This window comes from Nakamurella alba (genome assembly GCF_009707545.1).
Lineage (GTDB): Bacteria > Actinomycetota > Actinomycetes > Mycobacteriales > Nakamurellaceae > Nakamurella > Nakamurella alba.
The window spans coordinates 45,139-63,203 of sequence record NZ_WLYK01000005.1; the positions used below are offsets into that span (position 1 = coordinate 45,139).

At 71.4% G+C, this 18,065-nt stretch carries 19 protein-coding genes; 10 read left to right on the forward strand and 9 right to left on the reverse strand.

Annotated features, from left to right (window positions below):
* Position 1 precedes the first annotated feature (1 nt).
* The 4 genes from GIS00_RS12390 (at position 2) to GIS00_RS27575 (ending at position 7,302) form a co-directional block, all read left to right on the forward strand.
* A complete protein-coding gene (locus GIS00_RS12390; protein ID WP_154769263.1) occupies positions 2–1,465 on the forward strand; it encodes a peptidoglycan D,D-transpeptidase FtsI family protein in 1,464 nt (487 codons plus the stop codon).
* Positions 1,466–1,469: 4 nt separating this feature from the next.
* Positions 1,470–2,627 carry a serine/threonine-protein kinase gene (locus GIS00_RS12395; protein WP_154768768.1) on the forward strand — a complete coding sequence of 386 codons (1,158 nt, stop codon included), beginning with the start codon at positions 1,470–1,472 and terminating at the stop codon, positions 2,625–2,627.
* Positions 2,628–2,898: 271 nt separating this feature from the next.
* Positions 2,899–5,175, forward strand: a complete 2,277-nt coding sequence (gene pknB / locus GIS00_RS12400) for a Stk1 family PASTA domain-containing Ser/Thr kinase (protein ID WP_154768769.1) — start codon at positions 2,899–2,901, stop codon at positions 5,173–5,175.
* A gap of 282 nt (positions 5,176–5,457) precedes the next feature.
* Entirely contained in the window at positions 5,458–7,302 is a 1,845-nt protein-coding gene (locus GIS00_RS27575) for a S1C family serine protease (protein WP_154768770.1), read from the forward strand.
* A gap of 205 nt (positions 7,303–7,507) precedes the next feature.
* Here the strand turns inward: GIS00_RS27575 and GIS00_RS12410 are convergent, their stop codons facing one another.
* The gene (locus GIS00_RS12410; RefSeq protein ID WP_322097896.1) at positions 7,508–8,152 is read right to left on the reverse strand and encodes an aminodeoxychorismate/anthranilate synthase component II; all 645 of its coding nucleotides are present in this window, start codon (positions 8,150–8,152) and stop codon (positions 7,508–7,510) included.
* A gap of 93 nt (positions 8,153–8,245) precedes the next feature.
* On the opposite strand from GIS00_RS12410, the gene GIS00_RS12415 reads away from it, so the two are divergent.
* Positions 8,246–8,677: an SRPBCC family protein gene (locus tag GIS00_RS12415; RefSeq protein WP_154768771.1), complete on the forward strand. Its 432-nt coding sequence runs from the start codon at positions 8,246–8,248 to the stop codon at positions 8,675–8,677.
* A gap of 321 nt (positions 8,678–8,998) precedes the next feature.
* On the opposite strand, the gene GIS00_RS12420 is transcribed toward GIS00_RS12415, so the two are convergent.
* The 4 genes from GIS00_RS12420 to GIS00_RS12430 form a co-directional block, all read right to left on the reverse strand.
* A complete protein-coding gene (locus GIS00_RS12420) occupies positions 8,999–9,811 on the reverse strand; it encodes a tryptophan-rich sensory protein (RefSeq protein ID WP_154768772.1) in 813 nt (270 codons plus the stop codon).
* Between the two features lie 158 nt (positions 9,812–9,969).
* Entirely contained in the window at positions 9,970–10,128 is a 159-nt protein-coding gene (locus tag GIS00_RS26900) for a hypothetical protein (protein ID WP_196073250.1), read from the reverse strand.
* A 1-nt stretch (position 10,129) separates the two neighbouring features.
* On the reverse strand, positions 10,130–11,275 hold the full coding sequence (locus GIS00_RS12425) for a class E sortase (RefSeq protein ID WP_230313522.1): 1,146 nt from the start codon (positions 11,273–11,275) through the stop codon (positions 10,130–10,132).
* Positions 11,272–12,024 carry a DUF881 domain-containing protein gene (locus GIS00_RS12430; protein WP_154768773.1) on the reverse strand — a complete coding sequence of 251 codons (753 nt, stop codon included), beginning with the start codon at positions 12,022–12,024 and terminating at the stop codon, positions 11,272–11,274. Before GIS00_RS12430 ends, GIS00_RS12425 begins: the two co-directional genes overlap by 4 nt.
* A 204-nt stretch (positions 12,025–12,228) precedes the next feature.
* Between GIS00_RS12430 and GIS00_RS12435 the strand changes: the two genes are divergently transcribed.
* Both GIS00_RS12435 and GIS00_RS28950 read left to right on the forward strand, forming a co-directional pair.
* Positions 12,229–12,513, forward strand: coding sequence for a cell division protein CrgA (locus GIS00_RS12435; protein WP_322097897.1), 285 nt, complete (start codon positions 12,229–12,231; stop codon positions 12,511–12,513).
* Positions 12,510–12,926: a PH domain-containing protein gene (locus GIS00_RS28950; RefSeq protein WP_196073251.1), complete on the forward strand. Its 417-nt coding sequence runs from the start codon at positions 12,510–12,512 to the stop codon at positions 12,924–12,926. The genes GIS00_RS12435 and GIS00_RS28950 overlap by 4 nt, the downstream gene beginning before the upstream one ends.
* Before the next feature lies 1 nt (position 12,927).
* Here the strand turns inward: GIS00_RS28950 and GIS00_RS12445 are convergent, their stop codons facing one another.
* From GIS00_RS12445 to GIS00_RS12460, 4 genes are all read right to left on the reverse strand, one after another.
* Positions 12,928–13,917, reverse strand: a complete 990-nt coding sequence (locus GIS00_RS12445) for a rhomboid family intramembrane serine protease (RefSeq protein WP_154768775.1) — start codon at positions 13,915–13,917, stop codon at positions 12,928–12,930.
* A 38-nt stretch (positions 13,918–13,955) separates the two neighbouring features.
* Complete coding sequence (locus tag GIS00_RS12450; RefSeq protein WP_322097898.1) at positions 13,956–14,489, reverse strand: peptidylprolyl isomerase; 534 nt, start codon at positions 14,487–14,489, stop codon at positions 13,956–13,958.
* 67 nt (positions 14,490–14,556) lie between these two features.
* A complete protein-coding gene (locus GIS00_RS12455; protein WP_154768776.1) occupies positions 14,557–15,282 on the reverse strand; it encodes a DUF2020 domain-containing protein in 726 nt (241 codons plus the stop codon).
* A gap of 116 nt (positions 15,283–15,398) precedes the next feature.
* A complete protein-coding gene (locus tag GIS00_RS12460; RefSeq protein ID WP_154768777.1) occupies positions 15,399–16,457 on the reverse strand; it encodes a tyrosine-protein phosphatase in 1,059 nt (352 codons plus the stop codon).
* A 204-nt stretch (positions 16,458–16,661) separates the two neighbouring features.
* Here GIS00_RS12460 and GIS00_RS12465 point away from each other — a divergent pair, with 204 nt between their 5' ends.
* Genes GIS00_RS12465 through GIS00_RS12475 form a run of 3 tightly spaced genes read left to right on the forward strand, consistent with a single transcriptional unit; the run spans position 16,662 to position 18,065 of the window.
* Positions 16,662–17,138 carry a Fur family transcriptional regulator gene (locus GIS00_RS12465; RefSeq protein WP_322097899.1) on the forward strand — a complete coding sequence of 159 codons (477 nt, stop codon included), beginning with the start codon at positions 16,662–16,664 and terminating at the stop codon, positions 17,136–17,138.
* 28 nt (positions 17,139–17,166) lie between these two features.
* Positions 17,167–17,844, forward strand: a complete 678-nt coding sequence (locus GIS00_RS12470) for a DsbA family oxidoreductase (protein WP_154768778.1) — start codon at positions 17,167–17,169, stop codon at positions 17,842–17,844.
* Between the two features lie 38 nt (positions 17,845–17,882).
* The gene (locus GIS00_RS12475; protein ID WP_154768779.1) at positions 17,883–18,065 is read left to right on the forward strand and encodes a hypothetical protein; all 183 of its coding nucleotides are present in this window, start codon (positions 17,883–17,885) and stop codon (positions 18,063–18,065) included.

The following is an 18,065-nucleotide window of genomic DNA, read 5'->3' on the forward strand; positions in this document are numbered from 1 at the left end:
GATGCAACGGATCGGCGTCGCGGTGATGGTGCTGATCGTGCTGCTGCTGGGCAACCTCACCTACCTGCAGGTGATCCAGGCCCCGGAACTGCGCGCCGATCCGCACAACTCGCGCACCACGCTCGACGAGTACTCCCGCCAGCGTGGCCAGATCACCGCCGGTGGCATCGTTCTCGCCCGCTCCGACCCGAGCGACGACGCGTTCCGGTACCTGCGGATCTACCCGGAGGGCGCGGTCTACCAGCCGATCACCGGCTACTACTCGACCGTCTACGGCGCCACCGGGATCGAGAAGTCGATGAACTCGATCCTGGCCGGCGACGACGACGCGTTGGTCGGCGGGCAACTCGGTGACATCCTCACCGGGCGGGACCCGCGCGGCGGCAACGTGCAGCTGACCGTGGTGCCGGCGATCCAGCAGGCCGCCTACGACGCGCTGAGCTCGAAGGGCTACGCCGGGTCGGTGGTGGCGCTGAACCCGAAGACCGGCGCCGTGCTCGCCCTGGTGTCCACGCCGTCCTACGACCCGAACCCGCTGGCCAGCCACAACCAGGACGTGCAGCGCCGGCAGTCCGACATCATCAACTCCGGCGAGCCGTCGGTGAAACTGAACCGGGCGATCGGTGCCGTCTACCCGCCCGGATCGACATTCAAGCTGGTGGTCTCGGCCGCCGCCCTGCAGAACGGGTACACCCCGACCAGCCAGGTCACCGGTGAGCCCACCATCGACCTGCCCGGCACCGGAGGCGCCACCCTGTCCAACTTCCAGGGCGAGAGCTGCGGCGACTCGGGCAGTTCCGAGGTCGACTTCGTGACGGCGCTGGCCTTCTCCTGCAACACCGCCTTCGCCGAGGTCGGCATGGCGCTCGGCGGCGACAAGCTGCGGGCCCAGGCCGCGGCCCTCGGGGTGGACGGGAACGGCTACGACATCGGGCTGGACGTCACCCCGTCCCGGCTCGGCGACCTCGCCGACCCGGCGGCGGTGGCCCAGAGTTCCATCGGGCAGCGGGATGTCGCGTTCACCCCGTTCCAGGACGCGATCATCGCGGCGACGATCGCGAACCACGGTGTCCGGATGAACCCGTACCTGGTCGACCGGACCACCCGGCCGGATCTGTCGGTGATCTCGCAGACCGAGCCGTCGGTGGCGAACCAGGACGCCATGCCCACCGCCGTCGCCGACCAGATCCGGGACATGATGATCGAGTCGGAGAGCGAGACCACCGGCAACGGGTCGCTGGCCGGCGTGACCATCGCGTCCAAGACCGGCACCGCCGAGCACGGCACCGACCCGAAGAACACCGCGCCGCACGCCTGGTACGTGGCGTTCGCCCCGGCCGAGGACCCGCAGATCGCGGTCGCCGTGCTGGTGGAGAACGGCGGCAACGGGGACCTGTCCGGCACCGGGGGCAAGATCGCCTCCCCGATCGGTCGCACCGTCATCGGCGCGGCGCTGGGCGGGTGAGGACATGTCGCTGACCCCCGGACTGCTGCTGTCCGACCGCTACCGGCTGACCAGCCGGATCGCCGTCGGCGGCATGGGTGAGGTGTGGGTGGCCGAGGACACCCGGCTGGCCCGGAACGTCGCGGTCAAGATCCTGAAGTCCGAGCTGACCAGCGACCCGGAGTTCGTCGACCGGTTCCGGTCGGAGGCCCGGATCACCGCCTCGCTCAACCACTCCGGCATCGCCGCCGTGCACGACTACGGCGAGGTGGCCTCCATCGCCGGTGGCCCGCGGGACACCGCGTTCCTGGTGATGGAACTGGTCACCGGCGAGCCGCTGTCGGCAGTGCTGGCGCGCACCCCGCGGCTGTCCGTCCCACGCACGCTGGACGTGCTGGAGCAGTCGGGCAAGGCGTTGCAGGTGGCCCATGCCCAGGCCCTGGTGCACCGGGACATCAAACCGGGCAACATCCTGATCACCCCGTCCGGCCAGGTGAAGATCACCGACTTCGGCATCGCCAAGGTGGCCTACCAGGTGCCGGTGACCCGCGGCGGCATGGTGATGGGCACGGCCCAGTACCTCTCCCCCGAGCAGGCGTCCGGGCTGGAGGCGGTCCCCGCGTCCGATGTCTACGCCCTCGGGATCGTCGCCTACGAGTGCCTGGCCGGGCACCGACCGTTCAACGGCGAGCACCCGCTGTCGGTGGCGATGATGCAGGTCCGCGAGGAGCCGCCGCCGCTGCCGCCGGACATCCCGCCGCCGGTGGTCGCGCTGGTGATGCGGATGCTGGCCAAGGACCCGGCCGCCCGGTTCCCGGACGGCGCCACGGTGTCCCGCGCGGTCGCGGCGGTGCGGGCCGGCGGCAACCCGAGCGTCGGATTCGGCCCGCCGGCCTCCGGCGGGGTGCCGGCACCCATCCCGTCGGCCCCGGTCCCGCAGGTGCCACCGCGCGCCGTGCCCACCCCGATCGGCCCGGCGAACTACCCGATGACCGGGGCGGTGCCGCAGGTCGGCGGCCGCCGGACCGGTCTGGCGGTGCTGATCACGCTGATCATCCTGGCGGTGGTGGCCGTGGCCGGGATCCTGGTGATCACGGTGGGATCCAACAGCTCGGGAGCGCCGCCGGCCGCGATCCCACTCGGGCTGCTCCAGCTGTTCGGCGGAGATGGAGGATCGACGTGATGCAGGTCACCCGCCCGGTCCACGCAACGAAGGCCGCCTCCCGCGCGTCCTTCCGGGTACGGCCAGAACCCTGCCGTCCTCCGGACCCACCGGCCCTTGATGCCACAGGTGGGACGATGGGCGGTGGTCCCGGCCGTTCCGGCATGTCCGGGGCTGTTCCCGATCTGTCCGGGGACGGACCAGATCCGTCCGGGGACGGCAGCATCGCAGGGGATACGACACACAGGCCCGCAGCAGGGCGACACGGTTTCGACGGAGGACGCAGCACACGATGACGGGACACCTGTTCGGCGACCGGTACCAGGTCGGCGACACGCTCGGCTTCGGTGGCATGTCCGAGGTCCACCGGGGGCGCGACCTGCGCCTGGGCCGGGACGTCGCCATCAAGGTGCTGCGCGCCGACCTCGCCCGCGACCCCTCGTTCCAGACCCGGTTCCGCCGTGAGGCGCAGAACGCGGCGTCGCTGAACCACCCGGCGATCGTCGCCGTCTACGACACCGGCGAGACCGCCGGCGAGACCGGCCCGATCCCGTACATCGTCATGGAGTACGTCGACGGCGAGACGCTGCGCGACCTGCTCAAGCGGGAGGGCCCGCTGGCCCCGAAGCGGGCGATGGAGATCATGGCGGACGTCTGTGCCGCGCTCGACTTCTCGCACCGGCACGGCATCGTGCACCGCGACATCAAGCCGGCCAACGTCATGCTCACCCGGGCCGGTGCGGTCAAGGTGATGGACTTCGGCATCGCCCGCGCGGTTGCCGACGGCCAGGCCACCGTGACCGCGACCGCCGCGGTGATCGGCACCGCCCAGTACCTCTCCCCCGAGCAGGCCCGCGGCGAGTCCGTCGACGCCCGCTCCGACGTCTACGCCACCGGCTGCGTGCTCTTCGAGCTGCTCACCGGTGCCCCGCCGTTCACCGGCGACTCGCCGGTCGCCGTGGCGTACCAGCACGTCCGGGAGGACCCGAAGGCGCCGAGCGAGGTCAAGCCCGGCCTGCCGCGTGAGCTCGACGCGATCGTGCTGAAGGCGCTCAACAAGAATCCGCTGAACCGGTACCAGACGGCTGCCGAGATGCGGTCCGACCTGGTGCGAGCGCTGTCCGGCCAGGCCGTGCACGCGACCCCGGTCATGTCCGACCAGGAGCGGACGGAGATGATCCGCCCCGGGCCGATGCGGATCGAGGGGCAGCGCGCCGGCGGCAGCGGGAAGCCGCCGCTGCTCGCGCCTCCGCGCGCCCCCGACGACCTGTGGGCCGAGGAGGAGCCGGAGAGCCGCTCGAAGAAGCGGGTCTGGGGTTTCATCGGGGTGGGCGTGCTGTGCGCCGCCCTGCTGGCCGGCGCCATCTTCTTCACCCTGCGGATCATCGACAGCGGCAACACCCCCAGCAAGGTCGCCGTGCCGCAGGTCGCCGGGATGACCCAGGACCAGGCCATCGCCAACCTGCGCTCCAACAACCTGCAGGTCGGCAACATCGTCGAGGTCGACTCCTCCGACGACGACAAGGGCAAGGTCATCTCGCAGAACCCGAGCCAGGACACCGTCGTGGACGCCGGGACCTCGGTGACGCTGAACGTGGGCAAGGGCGTGACCAAGGTCCGGGTGCCGGATGTCAGCGGGATGACCAAGGACGCTGCCACCAAGGCCGTCGAAGGGGTCGGCCTGACCATCGTCATCAAGGACGTCGAATCCAACGACGACCAACGTGACAAGGCCATCACCCAGGACCCGGCCGCCCAGCAGGATGTCGACCCGAGCAGCTCGGTGACCGTCAGTTTCGGCACCGGTCTCAAGCGCACCGCGGTGCCCGAAAACCTGGTCGGCAAGAGCTTCGACGAGGCCGCGAAACTCCTCGAGGCGGCTCATCTGGTGGCCACGAAGGTCGAAACAGACAGCCCGCAGCCGTTGAACCAGGTGCTGTCGCTGCAGGGTTCCGCACCCAACGACAACGTGCCGTGGGGATCCACGGTGCTGCTCCAGGTGTCGAACAACTCGCAGTTCCTCATGCCGAACCTGCTCAACCAGACGCCGGAACAGGCGGCCGCCACCCTGAAGGATCTGGGCTGGGGCGGCAGTGTCGACACCTTTATCAAGTCCGGGGTCGATGTCACCGACACCGCCCTGATCAACTCGATCGTCACCGGCCCAGGTGGCTGTGCGGCCGGTCAGGCGCCGGCGCCGGAGACCCCGCAGTCCAAGGCCTCCGCCTCGATCACCATCTGCGTGGGGCAGCCCAAGATGCTGACCGTGGAACCGGTGTCCGGGCTGACCGTCTACGAGGCCGTCGGCCAGCTGCAGAGCCTGGGCTTCACCAACGTGAGCGCGACCAGCCTGGTCGGCGTCGTGCCGCCGGCGGGCCAGGGCAACCGGGTGCAGGGCACCGACCCGGAGGCCGGCAACGTGGTCCGCTTCGACACCCCGATCGTCGTCCGGGTCTACGTGGCCGAGCCGCCGCCCCCGACGTCGTCCTCGCAGTCCGCACCCCCGTCTGCGGGCGGTGGCGGGACCACCGGCGGCGCCGTGACCCAGGGTCCGGGTGGCGGCGGCTGATCCCGCCACCCACGTCGCGACATCCGGCCCCCTCCCTTCCGCGGGAGGGGGCCGGACCGCATTCCGGGTCCTTCCTGCTGCTCACATGTTCCGGCCCACGGCTCTCCTGCCGTCCACATCTCCGGAGCCACGCACCGGACTGTCGTCGGGGATCACCGCAGGTCGCGGGTTCGTCGCGGTGCGGACCGGGAACTCCGGCTCACAGGGCCCTGACAGCAACTCCCCCTGTCGGCCCACGACCCGCTCAGAAGTTCCACACGCATGCGGAGAACAGTGACCGACATGACCGAGCAGAACCAGCCGACCGGGGATCATCGCCCGGGCACCCCTGACGCCGACCTCCCGGCGACCCCCAGCAGCTTCCCGTCGGCCGGCTCCACCGGGCACGACGCGACCACCACCTCCGACGCCACCCTCGTCGGCGGGTACATCGGGCACTCCGATGCCGCCGGTTCCGCCGATGCCTCCGGCTGGACGGACCACGCGCCCCGCGCCGAGGCCGACGCCTCGTCGCCGGCCACCGGGCCCATCCCGAGCTCCGCCCCCGCTGCGGCTGCACCCGCGGCTGCCGGATCCGGGCCGGTGCCGACCACCTCGGGCCCGGTCCACACCTACGGCTCCGCGACCGCCGCCCCCGCAGCGTCGTCGCCCCCCTCCGAGACCACCTCGGGCGCACCGGCCGGCGGCTGGAGTTCCGCGTACGGCCAGAACTACGACCGCACCCGCAGCTGGAACGAGTCCGGCTCGTACGACGAGCCCACCGGTGGTGGGTACGGCGGGACCGCCTGGTCGCAGGCCTACCGGACAGGTGCCACCCCCGCGGCGGCGGCCGGATCGACAGGATCGGCCGGCTCAACCGGCGCACAGGGCTGGTCCGGACGCACCGATCCGCACGGCTTCCGCCCCGCCGGGTTCGCCCCGGCCGTCGGTGGCGCGCACGGCGCACCGCAGGGCGGCACCACCACGGTGCCCAGCACCCGTGGTCGCAAGCGCAGCGGCAGGACCGTCGGGATCATCGCCGTGGCAACGGTTCTCGCCCTCGGTGCCGGATTCGGCGGCGGCGTGCTCGGGGCGAGGGTGGGCAGCAGCTCCACCGCCGCCGCGGTCGACAACTCGCTCACCCAGAACGAGAGCGGCACCACCGTCTCCGACACCCAGCCGGTCGCCTCCGGCGTGCAGGCCGTCGCGAACAAGGTGCTGCCGTCGGTGGTCTCGATCCTCTCGGTGTCGCAGACCGAGTCGGGGGAGGGCTCGGGCATCATCCTGTCCTCCGACGGCCTGATCCTCACCAACAACCACGTGGTCGCCGGCGCCGAGGAACTGACCGTCCGCTTCAACGACGGCACCACCGCCACCGCCAAGATCATCGGCGCGGATGCCACCGACGACCTCGCCGTCATCAAGGCCGACGGGGTGTCCGGACTGACCGTCGCCGCCCTCGGCTCCTCCGATGCCGTCGAGGTCGGCCAGCCGGTGGTCGCGATCGGTTCGCCGCTGGGTCTCTCGGCCACCGTCACCTCGGGCATCGTCTCGGCGCTCGACCGGCCGGTGCGCACCTCGTCGTCGGACAGCCAGCAGCAGCAGCCGGGCGGTCAGCAGACGACCACCCAGGACACGGTGCTCAACGCCATCCAGACCGACGCCGCGATCAACCCGGGCAACTCCGGCGGTCCGCTGGTGAACATGAACGGTGAGGTCATCGGAATCAACTCGGCCATCGCCTCGCTGTCCTCCAGCCAGACCTCGCAGGGCGGTTCCATCGGCGTCGGGTTCGCGATCCCGATCGACCAGGCCCGTCGGATCGCCCAGGAGATCGTCGACACCGGCAAGGCCAGCCACGCCGTGCTCGGCGCTTCGGTCAGCGACGCGACCGCCGCCGGCACCAACGACCTGCTGACCACCGGTGCGGAGATCGCCGACGTCACCTCCGGTGGCGGTGCGGCGGGTGCCGGGCTGCAGGCCGGCGACGTCATCACCAAGGTCGGCGACCAGACCGTCGAGTCGGCGGACGCACTGATCGCCGCGATCCGGGCGCAGGATCCGGGCAGCCAGGTGGAGATCACCTACCTCCGCGGCACGACCTCCGCCACCGCCACCGTCACCCTCGGGTCCGCGACCTCGGAGTGATCAGGGTGATCCGGTGATCGCAGTGATCACAGAGGGCTGACCGGCCCGCACCTGAAAGACCCACGGCCGCCGCATCGCTTCCCGAGGTGCGGCGGCCGTGCCGTTCCGCCCGTTGCCCCGTCCCCGCGTGAGCGGTGGCGGGGCATCGGCATTCCCGGTGGGGTCGACGTTCCAGCTGGAACGTCCCGGCGCAGCGCGAGTGGACTCAGCCGGCGGAGACGCGCAGCCGCTCGACGTCGTCCTCGAGTGGGGCGACCAGCTCGGCGGCGGCGGGGTCACCGCAGGTCGCCAGCCAGTTCGCCAGCAGCCGGTGACCGCCCTGGGTCAGCACGGACTCGGGGTGGAACTGCACTCCCTCGATCTGGTACTCGCGGTGCCGGATGCCCATGATCACGCCGCCGACGGTCCGGGCGGTGACCTCGAGCTCGGGCGGCAGGGTGCCGTCGACCGCGGCCAGCGAGTGGTAGCGGGTGGCGGTGAAGGGGTCGGGCAGGCCGGCGAGCACGCCGCTGCCGGTGTGCTCGACCAGTGAGGTACGGCCGTGCAGCAGCTCCTCGGCGCGGTCGACCACCCCGCCGTACACCTCGGCGATCGCCTGGTGGCCGAGGCAGACGCCGAGCACCGGCATCCGCCCCTGGGCCCATCGCACCATGTCCTCGGTCACGCCGGCGTCGGCGGGCGTCCCGGGTCCGGGGGACAGCAGGATGCCGTCCACCTCCAGGCCGTCGACCTCGTCGGTCGTCACGGCGTCGTTGCGGCGCACGACGCACTCGGCGCCGAGCTGCTGGAGGTACTGGACCAGGTTGAAGACGAAGGAGTCGTAGTTGTCCACGACCAGGATGCGGGTCACCCGACAAGGGTGCCATGCACCGGGTGCGCGACGGAACGGACTTCCGGAGGTCCGGACGGGTGTGGTGCACGGCGCCGGGGGAAGAGAGCAGTCATGGTTCACGTCGTCCGCACCACCACCGTCGCCCGCCCGGCCGACGATGTCATCGCCTATCTCTCCGACTTCGCGCACACCGTCGAGTGGGATCCCGGGACGGTCCGGTGCGAGCGGATCGGCGCCGGGTCGATCGCCGTCGGCGCGCAGTGGCACAACGTGTCCAAGGTGCTGGGCCGGGAGACCGAGCTGACCTACACCCTGAAGACGATGGACGCCGGCCATCTGGTCTTCGTCGGCACGAACAAGACCGCGACCAGCACCGACGACATCACCGTGCGCCCCGCCGGGAGCGGCAGCGAGATCACCTACGACGCGACCATCGAGTTCAACGGCCTGGCCAAGCTCGCCGGCCCGCTGATGAAGATCGTCTTCGAACGACTGGGCAACGAGACCGTCGTCGGCCTCCGGAAAGTCCTCGGCACCCCCTGACAGACGTTCCAGCTGGAACGCGTGGGCCGGATCGCCGACCCAGCGGCCATCCGGTACCCGATCCGCACGACCCGACGTTCCAGCTGGAACGCCGCGAGACTGCAGGGGTTCCACTCTCCGCGGTCCTTTCACCGACAGTGAGTGTCGTTGTAAGGACCGGGACGTCGGGACCGTGCGGTTCGTGGGTGGCCGGCCAGGGTGAACTGCGCCCGGCGGAGCGGCCGGGCGGATGTGCGGCCGGGCGGATGTCCGTAAGTGCGGCCCGGCGGATGCTGCCGGCGGACCGGGGAGGGCAGCGAGTAACAGGTTCCAGCGGGAACGTCAGGCCGGGTGCGCGGAGACCCGGACCCGGGTGACGACAGCCGCGGCCAGCACCAGCACCGCTGCGAGCGCCGCCGCCACGGCGGTGGCGGTCGAGGCGGGTTCGCCGCTCGCCCGGGCCACCGCGAGCCAGCCGATCCCCCATGCCATCGCCAACCCGGCGCCGAGGTTGCCGCGGGTCCGGAGGGCCAGCGCCACGCCGACGACCACCGCGACGGCGAGCACCGCGATCGCCCACGCCGCCCCGCCCGCACCGGACACCTGCACCCCGTCGGCCACCAGCGCCGCGGTCACATTGGCGCACACGGCGACGCTGACCCAGCCGACGTACAGCCCGAAAGTGCCGTCCACCAGGATGTTCTCGACGAAGCCGGGAGCGCGGGAGGTCGCCAGCCGGCGCACCAGCAGCCCGAGCACGACCACCAGCGCGGCGATCACCACGACGCTCACCCACAACCAGCCGGCCCGCACCACCAGCAGCCACCCGGCGTTGAGCAGCATCGACGCCGCCACCAGCCAACCCACCCGACGGTGCCGGTCCGAGGTGCGGCGGGACGGCAACCACTGCACGACGGTGTAGACGGCCAGGCCCAGGTAGATCACCGACCAGATGGAGAACGCGGTGGTCGCCGGGGCGAGCAGGGTGGCGTCGGCAGCGAGCGCCCCGCCCGCGGCTTCGGCCACCGCAGGCCCGCCGAACACCCCGACGCCCAGCATCGTGCCGAGCAGGCACAGCACCTCGGAGACGGTCACGGTGATCAGCCGGGCGAGGTCGGCACGGGGCAGGGTCGGACGGGCGGTGCTTGTGGTCATGCCTGGCGTGTACCCCGCGACGGCCCGACCCCACTCCCCGGGCGCCGGCGTTCCAGCGGGACGCCGGGTCCACGCGCGGAGCCCGCATCCGGGACCTGCACCATCGCGTGCCGACGGAAACGGTCCCGGATTTCCAGGAGCACGGGCCCCGCCAGGGATCAGCCGGTGGTGGTCACCTGGTCGAACGGGAGGTAGGGCTCCAGCCAGGGGAAGATCACGAAGAAGAGCAGCGCGACCACGGCCAGGAAGAGGATGAAGGCCTCGAGGACGCGAACGGCCGTGGGGCCGGGCAGGTGTCGCCAGATCCAGACGTACATGTCAGCCCTCCGCCAGCTCGGGCGGGGTGAACCCGGCCTTCTTGGCGTAGCTCTTCACGAGCACGCCATGGACGATCATCCGCTCCGCGTCGGAGAACTGCGGGTGGCAGGTGGTCAGGGTGATGATGCGCTCCGCGTCGGCCGGGACCTCCATGGATTCCACGTGCGGCACCGGCAGCACCTGGGCGTAGTCGCTGGGCACGGTGATCTCCCGGCCGTAGACGCCCTCGTACTCGCCGCCGAGCGGCGCGACGTCGGCGCAGTTGGCGCGCCCGGCGGCGGACCAGCCCTGCACCTCGTTCTCCATCGGCAGCACCCGGTACACGAACCAGTCGCTCTTGGTCTCGACGACCAGCGCGTCGCACGAGCTCAGCAGGCCGAGCTCGTTGAACGGCGAACCCTTGGACACCCGGTGGCCGGCGATGGCGAAGTTGCCCTGCTCGCCCGGCAGCTGGGTGTCCGGGTAGTGCCCGGGGCCGGTGTCCAGGTCGTCCGGGTCGGTGCCCTCGATGATCGTGTAGCTGTAGTCCGAACCGAAGGCCGGGATGTAGATCTTGGCGAAGCCGTCGCCGTAGGCCACCGGGTAGTCCGGGGTACGGGTCGCCGGGTTCTGCACCAGCTGCTCCACAGCATCACCGGACACCGTGACCACGGCCGACTCGGTGACTGCACTGGTCTCGGTGACGGAAGCGGTCTGCCATGCCTCGTCGAGCTTCTCGGTGGCGGTGTCCTGCTTCGCGGCCGAGAAGATGTCGGTGACGTAGACCTCGTAGACGACGAACAGCAGCACCACGACGCCGAGGGAGATCAGCGTCTGGCCGAGACCGCGCGCGACGGTCCGCACGACGTCCCGCTTCGGCGCGGTCGCCATCGCGGCGGCTTCCGCCGCCCGGCGCCGCTCGGCCCGGGTGGCCGGCTCGGGGTCCGGGGTCATCGGCGGCGTCACCGCGGGGGTGAGCGCCGGGGGCACCTCACCGGCCGGCAGCGAGGGATCGGACACCGAGGGACCGGACACCGAGGGCTCGGACAGGGAGGGGTCCGGGATCGGTGGGATCCGGGTGGTGTCGGCCGGCCCCGCAGGCCCGCCGGTCCCGTCCGGCCCGGGAACGCCCGGGGTGCGGTCCGGGTCTTCGTCCATCGTGCTCATCCGCTCTCTCGTGCTGCCGTCATACGTAGGAGACCGCCGTAGGCGGGAAGTGTCACGTCGTCCATGGTCTCGACCTGGTAACCGAGGCCGAACCCGTCGACGTACTGCTGGAACAACAGCACACCGGGCTGCACGGCCAGTGCGGCACCCATCCGGTCCGCGTCACCGATGGCGGTGATCAGGAACGGCGGCGAGTACGTCCGGCCCTGCAGCAGCAGGGTGTTGCCGATGCAGCGGACCGCGGAGGTGGTGACCACCCGCTGGTCCATGATCATCATGGCCTCCGCACCGCCGGCCCAGAGCGCGTTGACCACGGCCTGCACGTCCTGCTGGTGCACGACCAGGTCGTCCGGGTCCACACCCTCCGGGTAGTTGCCGTCCTGGTCGCGCGGGGCATCGTCCAGCGAGACCCGCAGTCCGGGGCCGTGCACGGCGGTCAGACCGGCCGCGGCCTCCAGGCCGGCGGCCTGCTCGCGGGCCCGGCCGACCTGCGGCGCCAGGTCCGAGGCGGCCTGCCCGGCGACCGCCTGCTGCAGGGACGCGGCGGTGGACTCTGCGGCGGTGACCCGCGCCTGCGCGTCCCCGACCAGACCGGCCAGGTCGACGGAGCGGTCACGCACCTCGGTGTCCTGCGACCAGGCGCGGGTGGTGCCGAGCAGCACTCCCCCGACCAGGCACACACCGACACCGGCCAGCTGCCACCCGCGGGCCGTGCTCGCCCGTCCGGATGCCGGGGCGGACCGCCGCATCGGAGATCCCACCGCCTTCTCTCCCGTCGGGACCGACCGACCTTCGCAGCGGCTCCGAGACCGTAGGCTATGTGCAACGATGTACGGTCCCGGTTACCCGTCAGGGCGGCCGTCCGCAGATCACAAGCAGTCCCCAGCGCTGTCGGAACGGACCGGAACCGCCGGTCCGCGCGGGAGCTCAGACAGCACGTCCGGAGGTTCCAGGTGCCCAAGTCCAAGGTCCGCAAGAAGGTCGCCACCGGCGCCGCGTCCTCGTCCACCCAGGCGAACACGACGGCCGCCGCAGCGGCGCGCGCGAAGGTCGCCGCCCCGTCGGGCCCGGTGTACCTGGGCGTGATGCTCGGCCTGATGATCATCGGCCTGCTCTGGCTGGTCTGCTACTACCTGCTGCAGGACGTGACGTTCTTCGCCGACCTCGGCTCGTGGAACTTCGCGATCGGGTTCGCCCTGATCATCGCCGGCCTGCTGATGACGATGCGCTGGCGGTGACGTCCCGCCCCACCCTGGTGTGGGGTGTCCGGCCGGCCGTCGCGGTCGTGCTGATCCTGCTCGCCCTGCTGGGCGCGGCCTGGTCCGTGGTGACCCCCGACCGCGAGGACGCCATCGTCGGCGGGGCCGCCGCCGTGGTGCTCGCACTCGCGGCGCTGGCCGCGTTCCGGCTGCGCCACCGGCTGCTCGCCGATCCGGCCGGGCTGGAGGTCCACGGCCTGCTCTCCGCCCGCCGCATCCCCTGGTCGTCGGTGGTGTCGCTGGCCGCGCCGGGTCGGCGGCGCCGCGGGCTGGTGTCGGTCAGCCTGGAGATCGAGTACGACGACGACCTGCTGATCGTGCTGTCCCGTACCGAGCTCGGCACCTCACCGCAGGACGTGCTCGACGAGCTCAACGCCCTGCGCCGCAGCTGAGCTACTGCTGGCAGTAGTACTGGCCGTCGCTCTCCAAGCCGCAGTCCTTGTCGTCGATGCCGGGGGCGGCGACGGCGGTGATGACGATCAGCACGACGAGGATCAGCGCGGACCCGCCGATCTGCACCTTGGACCGCAGCTCACGCGGCGGGTAGACCATCACCGCTCCGGCCGCCGCACCGATCAGCAGGCCACCCAGGTGCGCCTGCCAGGAGATGCCGCTGACCTGGAAGGTGATGAACAGGTTGATCGCCAGCAGCACCACCAGCTGCCGGGCGTCGTAGCGCAGCCGCCGGAAGGCCACCAGCAGCGCGCCCATCAGGCCGAAGATCGCACCGGACGCACCGGCCGAGAGCGACACCGGCGCCGAGAAGAGCAGCACCGACACGGATCCGCCGAGCAGACCGAGCAGGTAGACGACCAGGAACCGCCAGCGACCGAGCACCCGCTCCAGCGCGATACCCAGCATGTACAGCGAGATCATGTTGAGCGCGACGTGCACCAGGCCGAGGTGCAGGAAGCCGGACGTCAGCATCCGCCAGTACTCGCCCTGCACCACCATCGCCGGGAACATCGCCCCGCGCTCGAAGATCGAGGTCCGGGTCACGTCCAGGACCCCGCCGGCCTGACCGGCACAGATCGCGAACACCAGGATGTTGACGACGATCAGCACGTAGGTGACCAGCGGCTGCTGGCCGCGCACGGCGCCGGCCACATTGCGCGGTTGCCGCCGGCCCGCCCGTCCCTCGGCGACGCAGGCGCGGCACTGGAACCCGACGGCGGCCGGGGTCAGGCACTCCGAGCAGGCCGGGCGGCCGCACCGGGTGCAGGAGCGTGCCGTGACCCGGTCCGGGTGGAACGCGCACACCTGCTGCACCGGCTGACCCTGCTGCCAGGGCTGACCCTGCTGCCCCTGCGCCCAGGGCTGTCCCTGCTGCCCCGGTTGCCCCTGCTGCCAGGGTGGGGGCGCACCGGGATCCGGCTGACTCATCTGCTGGCTCCCGGTGCCGTCCCGACGAGAACCGCCCGTCAGGCGGGGGTCTCGCCCTTGTCGACGGTGATCGAGGTGATGACGACGTCCTCGGTCGGCTTGTCGAAACGGTCGGTCGCGGTGGTCGCGATGGCGTCGACGACACCGCGCGACGCCTCGTCGGCGACCTCGCCGAAGATGGTGTGGCGGAAGTTCAGGTGCGGGGTCTTGCCGACGGTGATGAAGAACTGCGAGCCGTTGGTGCCGGGCCCGGCGTTCGCCATCGCCAGCAGGTAGGGCTTCGCGAACGACAGCTCCGGGTGGAACTCGTCGGCGAAGGTGTAGCCCGGGCCGCCACGGCCGGTGCCGGTCGGGTCGCCGCCCTGGATCATGAAGCCGTCGATGACGCGGTGGAAGATCGCGCCGTCGTAGAACGGGCCGCTGTCACCACCGGTGGCGTTCTTGGTCGTGTAGTTCGCGGTGCCCTCGGCCAGGCCGACGAAGTTCTTGACGGTCTTCGGGGCGTGATCGGGCAGCAGCTCGATCCTGATGTCGCCACGGTTGGTGTGCAGGGTCGCGTAGAGGGTGCTCACGACTGTCCATCCTGCCACGCATCCGTGGCACGGAGTCCGCTGGTCTTCCCGGGATCGGCCGGGCCGTTCACGAGCCGCTCCCGCAGTAGTCCGGCGCCGGGCCGGTCTCCAGCTTCGTCCCGTAGATCGCGCAGATCGCGATGGAACGGGCCTTGATCGACCGGGACTCGTTCTCCTCGGACACCACGGCGAACTTCCCCTTCGAGACGGCGTAGGTCGACTTCCCCTCGGCGTCGGCGGTCTGCTCGCCCTCGCTCATCACCCCGCCGACCCACCCGGGCGGCTGGGACGCCGGCTGCGAGTCGCCGACCGGAACGTGCTGGTTCACCGCGGCCGTCGCCGACTCGGGGGTGGGCGCCTCGATGATCCGGACCGTGGCCGCCCAGTCCCCGTCGGACCGGTGGAACTCGCACACCGGGAACGGCTTCACGTCGATGATCGTCGGCTGCCCCTGCCGCTGGCCGGTCAACTCGGCGACGACATCCGTGGACAGGTAAGGACAGTCGCCCGCCACGGCAGCCGGTTCCGCGGTGCTCGGCGGCGGCTCGGCGGTGACGGTCCGGGTCGACGCCGAGGCGGTGACGGTGGAGATCATGGTGGTCACCGAGGTGTGTGTCGACTTCATGGTGGTGGTGAGCGTCGACGGCGCACCGGAGGTGGCGGAGCCCGCCTCGGAGTCGCCCGTCGTCCCGGCCGCCGCGCAGCCGACGATCAGGGCGGTCAGCGCGAACACCGCCGATCCGGCCCACGCCGGGTGCAGCCGGCGGGTGGCCGTCCTGGTCGAACGGGTCACGAGCTCTCCTTGCCGTCGCGGGTGCGGCGGTGCCGCGGTCACCGCCCGACCGTATCCCGGCGCAGGTCAGCTCCCGGTTGCCCGGCCCTGCCGGGTTGATCACCCGGCAGGCGATCTCAGGACGCGGTGAGCTTGCCGCGGACGGCGTCGATCACGCTGTCGTCCAGGCCCAGCACCGAGGTCAGGTAGGTCTCGACCCCGCCGTACTGCTCCATCCGCTGCAGCGCGGCCTTGATGAAGTCGGCCTCGGCCCCGAGCATCGGGATCGCCGCCGCCGCGGCCGCCGCGCCGTCCTCGGAGGCGACCTTGTCGGTCTCGTGCTGGATGTCGGCGGCGGTGTAGGAGTTGGTCAGCAGGTAGTCGGTCATGATGTCGCCGGACGACACCCCGGCGATCGACAGCAGCAGGGCGGCCGTCCACCCGGTCCGGTCCTTGCCCTGGGTGCAGTGGAACAGCACCGGTCCGGGCGCCGCGGCCATGTCGGTCAGCAGTTGCGCCATCGCCTGCTGGGACGCGGTCTCCTCGACCAGCGCGACGTTCATCTCCTCCAGGATCTGCTGCGAGCCGGTGGCGGTGGAGTCGTTGCCCTCCAGGTCGATCCCCTTGCCGAACAGCGAGACGTTCACATACGTCGCACCCCCCGGCACCACGTCCGGGTGCTTGGCGATCTGCGACGGCAGCCGCAGGTCGTAGATGCGGGTGATGCCGAGGCCGGACAGCGTCGCCGAGTCCTCGGGCGAGAGGGTCAGCTCGTTCGACCGGTAGAAGACGCCGGTGGCGATGGTTGCACCGCCGGCCGCGGCGTAGCCGGTACGCCCGCCGGCCAGGTCGCGGAAGTTGTCGGCCGAGGCCAGGCGCGGCGCCGCGGAGTCCGGGATCGGCGGCGTGGGCAGCACGGCGGCCTGACCGGTGAGCAGCGCCGGACCCTGCCGGGCACCGGCCCAGGCCTGCGCGCCGGGATCACCGTTCGTGATCGGGGTGGCCCCGGTCAGCTGCGGGGTCAGCGCGGTGTCGGAGACCTGCGCCGCGGCGGTCGTGGTGCCGCCGGTGGTCCCGCCGGCCGGCATCTCAGAGGCACTGCCGGCCATCTCGGTCGCTCCGCAGGCGGCCATGCCGGCCAGGCCGAGCGCGGCCAGCGGGAGCCCGAGCAGCAGTTCACGTCGGGTGAGGGTCATCGGTTCCACCTCCGGATCGGGTCCGCCCCCTGATCCGGTCGGCTCCACTGCTGCACGAGTGTCCGGATCCACCCGAACGGGACAAGATCGCCGGCTCGGTTCCACCGCAACGGGGCAGCACTGCCACGCGCCGGGGTCATGGCAGTCACTCTCCGCGATCGGCCTTGCGCTGCCGGCGCCACCGGGTAAGGCCAGGCTCACCCCGTGCCGGACACGACTACCCTGGTGGTGCAGACATCGGGCACGAGAAGCGAGGCAGGGGCAGTGGCGGTCACCGGTCGACGTACGACCACGCAGCGCACGGCGATCATCGATGCGCTGTCCGGCTCGGTGGAGTTCCGGTCCGCCCAGGAGCTGCACTCGGACCTGCGGTCCACCGGATCCAGCATCGGCCTGGCCACCGTCTACCGGGCGTTGCAGGACATGGCCGGCACCGGTGACCTGGACACCGTGCGCAACGAGTCCGGCGAGGTGCTCTACCGACGGTGCGTCGAGGCCAGTCATCATCACCACCTGGTCTGCCGCTCCTGCGGCCTGACCAAGGAGGTCGCCGCCCCGCAGGTGGAGAAGTGGGCGCGGGCCGTGGCGGACGAGTTCGGCTACGTCGACATCGACCATCAGGTGGAGCTCTTCGGGCTGTGCGCCGCATGTGCCGCACGTCGCACTCCCGGCGGGGAATAGCTCCTCACGGACGGGGATTGGACACGAAATGAGTGGTCCGATCGCCATCGACATCTGGTCCGACATCGCCTGCCCGTGGTGCTACATCGGCAAGCGGCGACTGGAGTCCGGTCTCGCCGAGTACGCCGCGTCCGAGGATGCCGTCCCGGTGGAGATCACCTATCACAGCTTCGAACTCGCGCCCGAGACGCCGGTCGACTTCGCCGGCGGGGTCGTCGACCACCTGGTGAAGGCCAAGGGCCTCGCGCCCGCCCAGGTGCAGCAGATGCTCGAGCGGGTGACCGGGCTGGCCGCCGACGAGGGGCTGGACTACCACTTCGAGAACGTGCAGCACACCAACACGGTGAAGGCCCATCAGCTGCTGCACCTGGCGAAGGCCCACGGGCTGCAGCTGGAGATGAAGGAGCGCCTGCTCAAGGCGTACTTCGAGCAGGGCCGGCACGTGGGTCATGTCGAGGACCTCGCGGACCTGGCCGTCGAGGTCGGTCTCGACCGCGACGAGGTCGTCCGCGAGCTGACCGCCGACACCTACCTCGACGCCGTGCACGCCGACCAGGCGCAGGCCCGCGCGTACGGGATCAACGGCGTGCCCTTCTTCGTCATCGACGGCAAGTACGGCGTCTCCGGTGCCCAGGAGCCGGCCACCTTCGTCGAGGTGCTCTCCACCGTCGCCCGCGAGCGCGCCGGTCTCGTCAGCCAGTCCTGATCCCACCCTGTTCCCACTCAGCTACCCCGGAGGTTCCGATGACCGAGATGACCGTCACCGAGGCAACTCTCACCACGCCGGTGGCCAACCCGCGGCGTACCGTGCTGCAGCCGCCGGTGGTCGTGCCGGCCGAGGCGGTACTGGCCGGCGGTCTGGTGATGGCGGGTGCGACCGACGCCGACGCCTGCGTGGACGGGGTCTGCGCGGTCCCGACCGCCTGA

What these genes read in the sequence shown, in the direction of transcription:
- GIS00_RS12445 (WP_154768775.1), bottom strand. Translation starts at nt 13,917, where the DNA reads ATGAGTCAGCCGGATCCCGGTGCGCCCCCACCCTGGCAGCAGGGGCAA.
- GIS00_RS27575 (WP_154768770.1), top strand. Translation starts at nt 5,458, where the DNA reads ATGACCGAGCAGAACCAGCCGACCGGGGATCATCGCCCGGGCACCCCT.
- GIS00_RS12390 (WP_154769263.1), top strand. Translation starts at nt 2, where the DNA reads ATGCAACGGATCGGCGTCGCGGTGATGGTGCTGATCGTGCTGCTGCTG.
- GIS00_RS12425 (WP_230313522.1), bottom strand. Translation starts at nt 11,275, where the DNA reads ATGAGCACGATGGACGAAGACCCGGACCGCACCCCGGGCGTTCCCGGG.
- GIS00_RS26900 (WP_196073250.1), bottom strand. Translation starts at nt 10,128, where the DNA reads ATGTACGTCTGGATCTGGCGACACCTGCCCGGCCCCACGGCCGTTCGC.
- pknB (WP_154768769.1), top strand. Translation starts at nt 2,899, where the DNA reads ATGACGGGACACCTGTTCGGCGACCGGTACCAGGTCGGCGACACGCTC.
- GIS00_RS12415 (WP_154768771.1), top strand. Translation starts at nt 8,246, where the DNA reads ATGGTTCACGTCGTCCGCACCACCACCGTCGCCCGCCCGGCCGACGAT.
- GIS00_RS12470 (WP_154768778.1), top strand. Translation starts at nt 17,167, where the DNA reads ATGAGTGGTCCGATCGCCATCGACATCTGGTCCGACATCGCCTGCCCG.
- GIS00_RS12420 (WP_154768772.1), bottom strand. Translation starts at nt 9,811, where the DNA reads ATGACCACAAGCACCGCCCGTCCGACCCTGCCCCGTGCCGACCTCGCC.
- GIS00_RS12460 (WP_154768777.1), bottom strand. Translation starts at nt 16,457, where the DNA reads ATGACCCTCACCCGACGTGAACTGCTGCTCGGGCTCCCGCTGGCCGCG.
- GIS00_RS12475 (WP_154768779.1), top strand. Translation starts at nt 17,883, where the DNA reads ATGACCGAGATGACCGTCACCGAGGCAACTCTCACCACGCCGGTGGCC.
- GIS00_RS12395 (WP_154768768.1), top strand. Translation starts at nt 1,470, where the DNA reads ATGTCGCTGACCCCCGGACTGCTGCTGTCCGACCGCTACCGGCTGACC.
- GIS00_RS12430 (WP_154768773.1), bottom strand. Translation starts at nt 12,024, where the DNA reads ATGCGGCGGTCCGCCCCGGCATCCGGACGGGCGAGCACGGCCCGCGGG.